The sequence below is a fragment of the Terrabacter sp. P5_B1 genome, from assembly GCF_056400505.1.
In genome coordinates, this window is the sequence record NZ_JBFULD010000145.1 from 1 (window position 1) to 10091 (window position 10091).

Genomic DNA, 10091 nt, shown 5'->3' on the forward strand with positions numbered 1-10091 from the left:
CCGCCGCGGCAGCCGGAGTCTTCTGCATGGAGGCGATGTGGACCCTCTTCCTGCCGCGCTTCGACGTCGTGCGGCAGGTGCTCGACGCCGGTTTGCTCGGGGACGTGCAGACCGTCCTCGCCGACCACGGCGAGCACTTCGACCCGCCGCACCGCATCCTCGACCCCGCCATGGCGGGCGGGTCTCTCCTTGATCTCGGCACCTACGTGACGACCCTCGCGACGTGGGCGCTGGGAGCGGCCTCCCGCGTGCAGGCGGCCGGCTCGATGACGGCGACGGGCGTCAACGGCCAGGCCGCGATGGTCCTGACGCACGCCGGCGACGCGACGAGCGTGCTGCACTCGACGCTGCTCACGCGCACGCCCACGTCGGCGACGATCGCCGGGACGACGGCGACGCTCACCCTGCCCGGGCCCTTCTTCATGCCCGGCGACGTCGTCGTCACCGCAGCAGACGGGTCACGCTCGGTCACGTGGACCGACCCCGAGCCGATCGGCCACGGCGCCCTCTACCACTCGGCGCTGGAGGCCGCCCGCTGCATCGGCGACGGTCTGCGCGAGTCTCCCCTGCACGACGCGGCCTCGGTCCAGGCCAACATGAGCGCGCTCGACGAGGTGACGAGGCAGCTCGACATCACCTACGCCCCCACCCCCTGAAGCCCTCGATCGGGGTCCAGGGGGTGGGGTGAGCGTCGGGAAGTGGGCACTCGACCTTCAGGTGAGGGGCTTGAGGGTGTCGAGACCGAGGAAGGGGCGCAGCGCCTCCGGCACGCGCACCGAGCCGTCGGCCTGCTGGTGGTTCTCGAGGATGGCGACGAGCCAGCGCGTCGTTCCGAGTGTGCCGTTGAGCGTCGCGACGGCGCGGGTGCCGGAGCCGTTCGGGTCGCGCTCGCGCGTGTTGAGCCGGCGCGCCTGGAACGTCGTGCAGTTCGAGGTCGAGCTCAGCTCGCGGAACTTGCCCTGCGTCGGCACCCAGGCCTCGCAGTCGAACTTGCGCGCCGCGGGGCCACCGAGGTCACCGGCCGCGGTGTCGATGATGCGGTAGGGCACCTCGATCTTGGCGAGCATCTCGCGCTCCCACGCGAGCAGGCGCTGGTGCTCGGCCTCGGCGTCCTCGGGCCGGCAGTAGCTGAACATCTCGACCTTGTGGAACTGGTGCACGCGGATGATGCCGCGGGTGTCCTTGCCGTGCGACCCTGCCTCGCGGCGGTAGCAGGCCGACCACCCGGCATACCTCTTCGGGCCGGCCGACAGGTCGATGATCTCGTCGGAGTGGTAGCCGGCGAGGGCCACCTCGGAGGTGCCGGTGAGGTAGAGGTCGTCGGCCTCGAGGTGGTAGACCTCGTCGGCGTGCGCGTCCATGAAGCCGGCGCCGATCATCATCTCGGGGCGCGCGAGCGTCGGCGTGATCATCGGCGTGAAACCGGCGGCAGTGGCCTGGGCCATCGCCATGTTGAGCAGCGCCAGCTCGAGCATCGCGCCGACACCGGTGAGGTAGTAGAAGCGCGCCCCGCCGACCTTGGCGCCGCGCTCCATGTCGATGGCGCCGAGCTTCTCGCCCAGCGCGAGGTGGTCGAGTGGCTCGAAGCCCTCCGCCGCGAAATCCCTTGGCGTGCCGACGGTCTCGAGCACGACATAGTCATCTTCGCCGCCCACGGGCACGCCGTCGATGATGACGTTGCCGACCTGGCGCAGCAGGCGCTCGAGCTCGGCCCCGGCCTCGTCGGCGTCGCTCTCGAGCGACTTGACCTGCTCGCTCAGCTTGCCCGCGTGCGTACGCGCCTCGTGGGCCGCCTTCTCGAGGTGCTCGGCGTCGGGGGCTCCGGCCTTCTTGGCCTTCTGGAAGGCGCCCATCGCGGCACCGACCGACTTGCTGACGGTCTTCTGCTCGGCGCGCAGCTTCTCGAACTCGCCGAGGGAGGATCGACGGCGCTCGTCGGCAGCGAGGATCGCGTCCACGATCCCCGGGTCCTCCCCACGGGCCTGCTGTGAGGCGCGGACTCGGTCGGGTTCGTCGCGCACGAGCTTGATGTCGATCACGCGGGTCAGCCTATCCGCGCGCCGACGCACCCCACGACCGAGATCCTGCGGGTCCCCTCCTTCCTGCGGCGCGGCTCACGACGGAGCCACCCCCGCGAGCGAGAGCGGGGGTGGCCGGCCGGGTGCGGCGCTGCAACGCCGTCGGTTCACAGGCGGATCAAAGGCCGATCCTGACCACCTTCCCGGCGTCCGGCGAGACGCTGCCCGTCGTGACGTACGCCTGGTGGCCGCGGAACGCGAGCCCGTAGGGCGCAGTCAACCCTCCGACGACGACGTCGGGAGAGGTCGATCCGGCCCGGACACGCACGAGGGCGCCGATGGGTCCGCTGAGCAGTCCGTTCGCGGAGATCTCGACGGCGTAGAGGTGACCCCACTGGTCGAAGGCCAGCGACGTCACATTGGTCAGGCCGCTGGCGTACACGGTCGGCATGTGACCGGGCACGACCCGCCAGACCTTCGACGAGCCCTTCTCGAACGGGAAACCGACGAGCTGCGAGATGTACCAGGCCCCGTCGGGACCCCTCACGACATCGGTCGGGACACCGTCTGCCATGAAGCCCACGGGGACTGGCGAGGGAGGCGAGGGAACGGTCGTCGGCACCGGCTTGAGCACGGCGATCGTGGAGCCGCCCCGGCGTGTGGTGTTGACGGCGTTGGCGCCGGCGTCGGCGTAGACGTAGCTGTCGCCGGAGCGAGCCAGCCCCACCGGATCGCTGTCGATGTCGGTCCCGTCGGGGTTCGCGCGGGCCTCGAAGGCGGCGAGGTCGGCGAGCCGTGTCACCCGGGCCGCTCCCTTGTCCTCGCCGCTGCGGAGGTCGACGCTGACGAGCGTGCCGAGCCGAGCACCGGCCGGGCCGAAGGCGGCCCGGTACTCCGGTGGCCCGCCGAGCCCGATGACGAGGGAGAAGCGGTTCTCACCGGTGAAGACGAGGTCGGACGGACCGAGCGCGTCCTCAGCGGTTCCGGCGGACGGCAGGCCGGTGACCACGCGGCGGACCTTGCCCGCCGCACCGATTCGAGCGACCGAGCCGGTCAGGCCCACGCAGGCCTTCGCGGTGGGGTCCTCCCGGCTGGGCTGGCAGCCCATGGTGCCCGTCGACCCGGCCTCGGCGACATAGAGCCCACCCTCCGGGCTGAAGGTCAGCTGACGAGGGCTGTGCAGGCCCCAGGCGATGACCTCGGGCGCGTGTGACGGGTGGGACGACGGATGTGCGACGCCGGAGCTGGCTCCGGCCACGCTCGCGGCGAGAGCCACGGCGCTGACTCCTGCGAAACGACGGATCAGCTTTCGCTTGCTCATGGGGCCTCCCTGTTCAGACGCTCCCCTGACCTCACCACGCTAGGGGCGGGCGGCGCGCCGTTCAGGGAAAGCACGAGAACTGACGGGAAGGTCTGCTTGGGACGGCTACTAGCCGTCGTATGCCGTGTGCCCCGCTTCGGCACACGGCATACGTCCCAAGCCCTTCCGCCCGTCGAGAGGGGCGGCGGGCTACTTGACCTCGGCGCGGGTGAGGCGCCACATGCCGACTGCGAGCGGAGCCACGACCCAGACGGCGACCGACGTGCCGAGGTGGGCCCACTGCGCAGCCGTCAGGGAACCCTCGAAGAGTGGGTTCATCGTCTGGTTCAGGTCGAGCCACACGGCCGCATCGCCGACCCACGCGACCATCGAGGCGAGGATCGACCACGCCGTCGGCAGGACGAAGAAGACGACGACGGCAGCCGGCGTGTTCTTGAAGAGCATGCCGAAACCGACGCCCTGGGCGATGCCGAGCAGCACGTAGCCGCCGGCGCCGAGGAGCACGAGCCCACCTATCGACCAGTCGCCGTCGATGCCGCGGAAGGTGATCGCGGCCTGGTGCGCGAGGGCGGCGAGCACGAGCGCCAGAGCGAAGGCGCAGACGCCGACGAGGAGCGCCGACAGCAGCTTGGCCCAGGCGATGCGCATGCGGCGCGGCTCGAGCCCGAAGGTGACCAGGCCCGTGCGCTGGCTCCACTCGGACGTTACGGCGAGGATGCCGACGACCGGCAGGATGAGCGCCATCGGCATCGTCGTGGCCTGGAGGTACTCACCGAAGGCGTGCTGACCGCCCTGGTTGAAGAACATGATCGTCAGGGCGATCGCGATGATCGCGCCGATGCCGATGATGAGCCAGCGGCCGGCGCGGGTGTCGAGCATCTTGCGCAGCTCGACGTGGACGAGGCGACCGAAGGGCACGCCTGCCGTGGGGCGCGGCCCGGCGATCCGGCTCGGCACGGACGCGCACGTCGGCAGCGCCGACTCGGCGTTCTTGGAGACCTGCGCGCCGGCGGGGGCGGCGGTCGTGGGGGTGCTCGTGGTCGCGGTCATGCCGCCACCTCCTCTCGGGCGGTGTCGGCCGTGAGGTCGAGGAACATCTCCTCGAGTCCCCGACTGTCGGCGCCGCGCAGCTCGGTCAGGACGATCTGGTGGGCGACGGCCACGCGGCCGACGACGACGGGCTCCGCCTCGACCTGCAGGCCGCCGGTCGGCGTCTGCTGCGCGACGATGGACTGCGCCGCGAGCGCCCCGAGGAGAGCCTTGTCGTCGGTGGAGCGCGCGAACGTGCCGGCGCCGGCGAGCAGCTCGTCCTTGGTGCCCTGCGCGACGATCGCGCCGTGGCCGATGACGATGATCTCGTCGGCGACGCGCTCGATCTCGTTGAGCAGGTGCGAGCTCAGCAGCACCGTGCCGCCCTCGTTGGCGTAGCCGCGCAGCAGGTCACGCATCCAGCGGATGCCCGCCGGGTCGAGGCCGTTGGCCGGCTCGTCGAGGATGAGGACCTCAGGGTCGCCGAGCAGTGCGTGCGCGATGCCGAGGCGCTGGCGCATGCCGAGCGAGTAGTTGCGGACCCGCCGGTTCGCCTCCTTCTCCGTGAGGCCGACGAGCTCGACCATCTCGTCGACGCGGTGCTTGCCGACGCCCATCAGGATCGCGCCGAGGGTCAGCACCTCGCGGCCGGTCCGGCCGGCGTGCTGGGCTGAGGCGTCGAGCAGGAGGCCGACGTGGCGTCCCGGGTTCGGCAGGGCGGCATACGGCTTGCCGAGCACGGTCGCCCGACCCGAGGTCGCGGGGGTGAGGCCCGCCATGACGCGCATCGCGGTCGTCTTGCCGGCACCGTTGGGTCCGAGGAAGCCGGTGACGAGTCCCGGCTTGACCTCGAACGAGACGTCGTCGACGGCCGTGAACGGGCCGTAGCGCTTGGTGAGTCGCTCCACTGTGATCATGGGCTCCACCGTGTCGGAGCGCTCGGGTGCCGCACATCCGTCACCCGCCTGATTCCGACCCCCAAACCGGGCGCAGCAACCCTGACCCGATTCAGGGTCCATGCTCAGGGTCGGTGCCCCCGTGGGTGGGAAAGCAGACCTTGGTCGTATGCCGTCCCGCCGCGTCCTCGACAAGCCCCTCCTACCTACCGCAACAACTCCGTCGGGGCGGACGAACCGCGCCCGAACCACCCCCGCCGACCGCAACAACTCCGCCCGGGCGGACCAACCGCGCCAGAACCACCCCCGCCGACCGCAACAACTCCGCCCGGGCGGACCCACCGCGCCCGAACCACCCCCGCCGACCGCAACAACTCCGCCCGGGCGGACCCACCGCGCCCGAAACAGCCCCTCCGACCGCAACAACTCCGCCCGGGCGGGGTTTCCGTCGTGGGGCGGGCGGAAAAGCGGTGGACGCGGGTCGCCGCGGGCCCTTACGGTCTCCCCCGTGTGGATCTCCTGATGCCTCGAGCCCGCCCGCCGCTGACCGGTCGACCACCGTCCGACGTCACCCGCGGGGCCCTGCCGACCATCAAGGACCCCTCATGTCTTGCACCCTCACCCTCTCCGGCGTCGACGTCGCCTTCGGCGCACGCACCCTCTTCTCCGGTCTCGACCTGACGCTCGCCGACGGCGACGTGACGGCCGTCGTCGGCCCCAACGGGTCGGGCAAGTCGACGCTCATGCGCACCGTCGTCGGCGAGCTGCCCGTCGAGGCCGGCTCGATCCGTCTCGCCCCGCGCGACGCGACGATCGGCTGGCTCCCGCAGGTCGTGCCCGACCCGTCGGAGACGCTCCTGACGTATGCCCGTCGGCGCACCGGCGTCACCGCAGCCGACGTCGAGCTCGAGTCTGCCTCCGCTGCCATCGCGGCCGGTGACGAGGGCAGCGAGGACCGCTACGCCACGGCGCTCGAGCGCTGGCTCGCCCTCGGCGCCGCCGACCTCGACGAACGTCTGCCCGAGGCGGCCGCCCGAGTCGGGCTCCACGTCGCCGCGGACCGTCCGCTCGGGACACTCTCCGGCGGGCAGGCCGCTCGGGCGTGCCTCGTCGCCGTGCTGCTCAGCCAGTACGACGTGCTCCTGCTCGACGAACCGACCAACGACCTCGACGCGCGCGGCCTCACCCTGATGGCCGAGTTCGTCCGGGCCCACGAGGGGCCGATCCTCATCGCGAGCCACGACCGCACCTTCCTCGACGCGGTGACGACGAGCGTCGTCGAGCTCGACGCCAAGCAGCAGCGCATCGGCCACTACACCGGCGGCTGGAGCTCGTTCGTCGAGCAACGCCAGCTCGGCCGCGCGCACGCGTGGGAGGCCTACGAGGGGTATGCCGCCGAGCGCGACTCGCTGCTCGCGCAGTCCCGGCAACGCCACGACTGGGCCGACAGGGGCCGGCGCAACGTCGCCCTCGGCAAGGAGCCGGACAAGCACATCCGCGAGAAGCACAAGGCCCGGGCGGACCGCCAGGCCGCGAAGGGCGGCCGCCTCGAGCGGGCCGCCGACCGACTCGACACCGTGGAGCAGCCGCGCAAGGAGTGGCAGCTGCGCTACGCCATCACCGAGGGCCGCCCGTCCGCCGACGTCGTGGCGACCCTGTCGGACGCGGTCGTCGAGCGGCACGGCTTCCGGCTCGGCCCGGTCAGCCTCACGGTCGGACGAGCGGACCGCATCGCCGTCGTCGGCGACAACGGCTCGGGCAAGACGACCCTGCTCGGTGCGCTGCTCGGTGACCTGCCGCTCGCCTCGGGGCGTCAGGCCCTCGGCACCCGCGTCGCGGTCGGCATCATCGACCAGCGCCGATCGCTGCTCGACGACGACGCGACGGTCCTCGAGGTCGTGCGGGGCGAGCTGGGTCCTCACCCCAAGACCTCCAGGGAGTGGCCGGTCGCCGACGTGCGCACGCTGCTCGCGAAGTTCGGGCTCGGCTCGGACCATGTGGCTCGTCCCGCGAGGAGCCTGTCGATGGGCGAGCGCACCCGCGCTCTCATGGCTCTCTTCCAGGGCCGTCAGGTCAACGTCCTCGTCCTCGACGAGCCGACGAACCACCTCGACGTCGATGCCATCGAGCAGCTCGAGGCCGCCGTGGCGGCCTTCGGGGGCACGGTGCTCGTCGTCAGCCACGACGAGAGCCTGCTGGACGGCATACGCCTGACCCACCGGTGGGTCGTGAAGGGCGGCCGCGTCGGCGTCGAGACCCTCTGACGCCGGCCGGGTGCCCGACCGGCTCGAGGTGCCCCCGGTCAGCGGGTGACGCTGCGGGTGCGGCTCCAGCGCCACGCGCCCGTGACGATCAATGCGCCGACGATCGAGCCGATGATGCCGCTGGGTCGCAGCTGGATGCCGTCACCCGCGATGAGGCTCGCGAGCAGGCCACCGACGAACGAGCCGACGAGGCCCGCGACGAACGCCATCGTCCAGTCGATGCTCTTGCCCTCCCGGCCCAGGATGAGCTGGGCCGCGGCGCCGACGAGCATGCCGAAGAGGATCATGCCGAGAATGAGCATGCACCGAGCCTAGGACCGCATCCACGCCCAGCACAGGAGTTCGGCGATAACGTACCTCCCGCCGGAGCCCGATCTGCGCCACTCTGGACCCATGCCAGCCACCACGGTCGTCCTGTTCGGCGCCACCGGAGACCTCGCCAAGCGCAAGCTGCTCCCGGGCATGCTGCACCTGCACGAGTCGCAGCTGCTCTCGGGTCTGCGGGTCGTCGCGACGTCGCTCGACGAGCTGAGCCGTGACGAGTTCCTCGATCTCGTCTTCGCCTCCATTCGCGAGCACTCGAGCCACACCGTCACCGACGATGACCTGCGCGAGTTCGCCGACCGCATCTACTGGGTGCCGGGCAGCGCTGGGCCGCAAGGGATCCGGGCCGCCGTCGACGAGTCCGAGGCCATCCTCGGCGAGGGCGCGCGACGTCTGCACTACCTCTCGGTGCCACCCAAGGCGGCGCTGACGGTCGTGCGCCAGCTCGCCGCCGCCGGGCTGGTCGAGCGCAGCCGGATCATCATGGAGAAGCCCTTCGGCACCGACCTCGCGAGCGCCCGCGCGCTCAACGCCGAGCTGCACGAGGTCTTCGACGAGGAGCAGATCTTCCGCATCGACCACTTCCTCGGCAAGGAGGCGGCGCAGAACATCCTCGCCTTCCGCTTCGCCAACGGCCTCTTCGAGCCGATCTGGCACCGCAACCACATCGACCACATCCAGATCGACGTGCCCGAGACGCTCGGTCTGGCGCAGCGGGCCGACTTCTACGAGAACACCGGCGCCTACCGCGACATGGTCGTCACCCACCTCTTCCAGGTCCTGGCCTTCACGGCCATGGAGCCGCCGACCGCGCTCGAGCCGGCGGCCATCAGCGAGGAGAAGAACAAGGTCTTCCGCTCCATGTCGCCGATCGAGCCGCACGACGTCGTGCGCGGGCAGTACGTCGGCTACCGCGACGTCCCGGGCGTCAAGCACGACAGCCAGACGGAGACGTTCGTCGCGCTCAAGTGCTTCGTCGACAACTGGCGCTGGGCCGGCGTGCCGTTCTACCTGCGCACCGGCAAGCGACTGGCCCAGGGTGCGCGCATCATCTCCATCGCGTTCAAGGAGCCGCCGCGCTCGATGTTCCCGCCGGGCTCGGGCGTCGGGGACAACGGCCCCGACCACCTGACCTTCGACCTCGCCGACCGGTCGCGCATGTCCCTGTCGTTCTACGGCAAGCGACCCGGCCCGGGGATGAAGCTCGACAAGCTGTCGATGCAGTTCTCCATGGGCGAGACCGACTGGGCCGGAGCGGTGCTCGAGGCCTACGAGCGGCTCATCTACGACGCCGCCCGCGGTGACCRTACGCTCTTCACGTCGGCCGAGGGCATCGAGCGGCTCTGGGAGATCTCCCAGCCGCTCCTCGACAACCCGCCCGTCGTGCGGCCCTACGACGCCGGCACATGGGGTCCCAACCAGATCCACCAGCTCGTGGCCCCGTTCACGTGGCGGCTGCCCTTCGAGCGCCGCTGGCGGGACCCGAACCTCGCCGGAGCCTGACCCTTGGAGGTGCCGTCAGGGGCGTATGCCGTCCGGCCGGCTCAGCGCGGCCACTCCACGGCGCTGTGCGGGGTGAACCCCTTGAAGCGCGTGCCCTGGTGGACGAGGCGGCCCCGGTCGCCCTCGGCGAGCTGGTCGTCGTCCTGACGGCTGACCTGCAGCTCGAGCCGCTCGCCAGACGGCTGCTCGAACGTGACGTAGCACAAGGAGCGGTCCATCCCCGGGTTGTTGCGCAGTCGGGCGCGATGCGAGACGACCATCGCGTCGACGCCGAGCAGGGGCGCCGCCTCGTTGGCCCGCCACTGGAGGAAGAGCTTGACCCAGACCAAACCGATCAACGCGAGGACGAAGACCGCGGTGGCCGTGAAGAGGAGCGGAAAGGGATCCATGCCGGCGACTCACTCGCCCGGGTAGACGACCCCGACCTGACGGCGTACGTCATCCATCGTCTCCATGACGCGCAAGGTCGTCGCGTGCGGCAGGAGCGGTGACTCGGTCTCGCCGGCGACGAGGCAGCGGGCGAACTCGGCCGCCTCGTAGGAGAAGCCGCGCACGTCGTCGGTGAGACCGCCGGCTCGCTCGTCGASGACCTCGTTGTTGCGGTTCACGAGCCGGATCGTCGAGCCGGCGCCGTAGAAGGTGCCGGACAGCTCGAGCCGCGCCTCGGTGCCCGCGACGACGGCGGTGCACGGCGTCACGCCGGCCATCGTGCAGGACAGGACGCCGTGTCCTCCCC

At 71.2% G+C, this 10091-nt stretch carries 9 protein-coding genes and 1 pseudogene; 3 read left to right on the forward strand and 7 right to left on the reverse strand.

The genetic code is table 11. The features are described from left to right. Positions 1 to 656: Gfo/Idh/MocA family protein (locus AC1DP0_RS11855; protein ID WP_478084768.1), on the forward strand; the 656-nt coding region annotated here is incomplete at its 5' end. Positions 657 to 713: 57 nt separating this feature from the next. On the opposite strand, the gene serS is transcribed toward AC1DP0_RS11855, so the two are convergent. The 4 genes from serS to AC1DP0_RS11875 all read right to left on the reverse strand — a co-directional run bounded on the left by serS (position 714) and on the right by AC1DP0_RS11875 (position 5285). Further along, positions 714 to 2039 carry a serine--tRNA ligase gene (gene serS / locus AC1DP0_RS11860; RefSeq protein ID WP_478084769.1) on the reverse strand — a complete coding sequence of 442 codons (1326 nt, stop codon included), beginning with the start codon at positions 2037 to 2039 and terminating at the stop codon, positions 714 to 716. Between the two features lie 157 nt (positions 2040 to 2196). After that, the gene (locus AC1DP0_RS11865) at positions 2197 to 3339 is read right to left on the reverse strand and encodes a ScyD/ScyE family protein (RefSeq protein ID WP_478084770.1); all 1143 of its coding nucleotides are present in this window, start codon (positions 3337 to 3339) and stop codon (positions 2197 to 2199) included. A gap of 189 nt (positions 3340 to 3528) precedes the next feature. Beyond that, entirely contained in the window at positions 3529 to 4389 is an 861-nt protein-coding gene (locus AC1DP0_RS11870; RefSeq protein WP_478084771.1) for an ABC transporter permease, read from the reverse strand. Then, entirely contained in the window at positions 4386 to 5285 is a 900-nt protein-coding gene (locus AC1DP0_RS11875) for an ABC transporter ATP-binding protein (RefSeq protein WP_478084772.1), read from the reverse strand. Before AC1DP0_RS11875 ends, AC1DP0_RS11870 begins: the two co-directional genes overlap by 4 nt. 584 nt (positions 5286 to 5869) lie before the next feature. On the opposite strand from AC1DP0_RS11875, the gene AC1DP0_RS11880 reads away from it, so the two are divergent. Further along, on the forward strand, positions 5870 to 7528 hold the full coding sequence (locus AC1DP0_RS11880; protein WP_478084773.1) for an ABC-F family ATP-binding cassette domain-containing protein: 1659 nt from the start codon (positions 5870 to 5872) through the stop codon (positions 7526 to 7528). A 38-nt stretch (positions 7529 to 7566) separates the two neighbouring features. Here AC1DP0_RS11880 and AC1DP0_RS11885 read toward each other — a convergent pair whose 3' ends face one another. Then, positions 7567 to 7830 (reverse strand): GlsB/YeaQ/YmgE family stress response membrane protein, encoded by a 264-nt coding sequence (locus AC1DP0_RS11885; protein ID WP_478084774.1) that lies wholly within the window; start codon positions 7828 to 7830, stop codon positions 7567 to 7569. A gap of 91 nt (positions 7831 to 7921) precedes the next feature. Here AC1DP0_RS11885 and zwf point away from each other — a divergent pair, with 91 nt between their 5' ends. Then, positions 7922 to 9355, forward strand: coding sequence for a glucose-6-phosphate dehydrogenase (zwf, locus tag AC1DP0_RS11890; protein WP_478084775.1), 1434 nt, complete (start codon positions 7922 to 7924; stop codon positions 9353 to 9355). Between the two features lie 41 nt (positions 9356 to 9396). On the opposite strand, the gene AC1DP0_RS11895 is transcribed toward zwf, so the two are convergent. Next, positions 9397 to 9744, reverse strand: a complete 348-nt coding sequence (locus AC1DP0_RS11895; RefSeq protein WP_478084776.1) for a DUF2500 domain-containing protein — start codon at positions 9742 to 9744, stop codon at positions 9397 to 9399. A gap of 9 nt (positions 9745 to 9753) precedes the next feature. Next, positions 9754 to 10091, reverse strand: a pseudogene (locus AC1DP0_RS11900) (gfo/Idh/MocA family oxidoreductase); the annotation flags it as partial.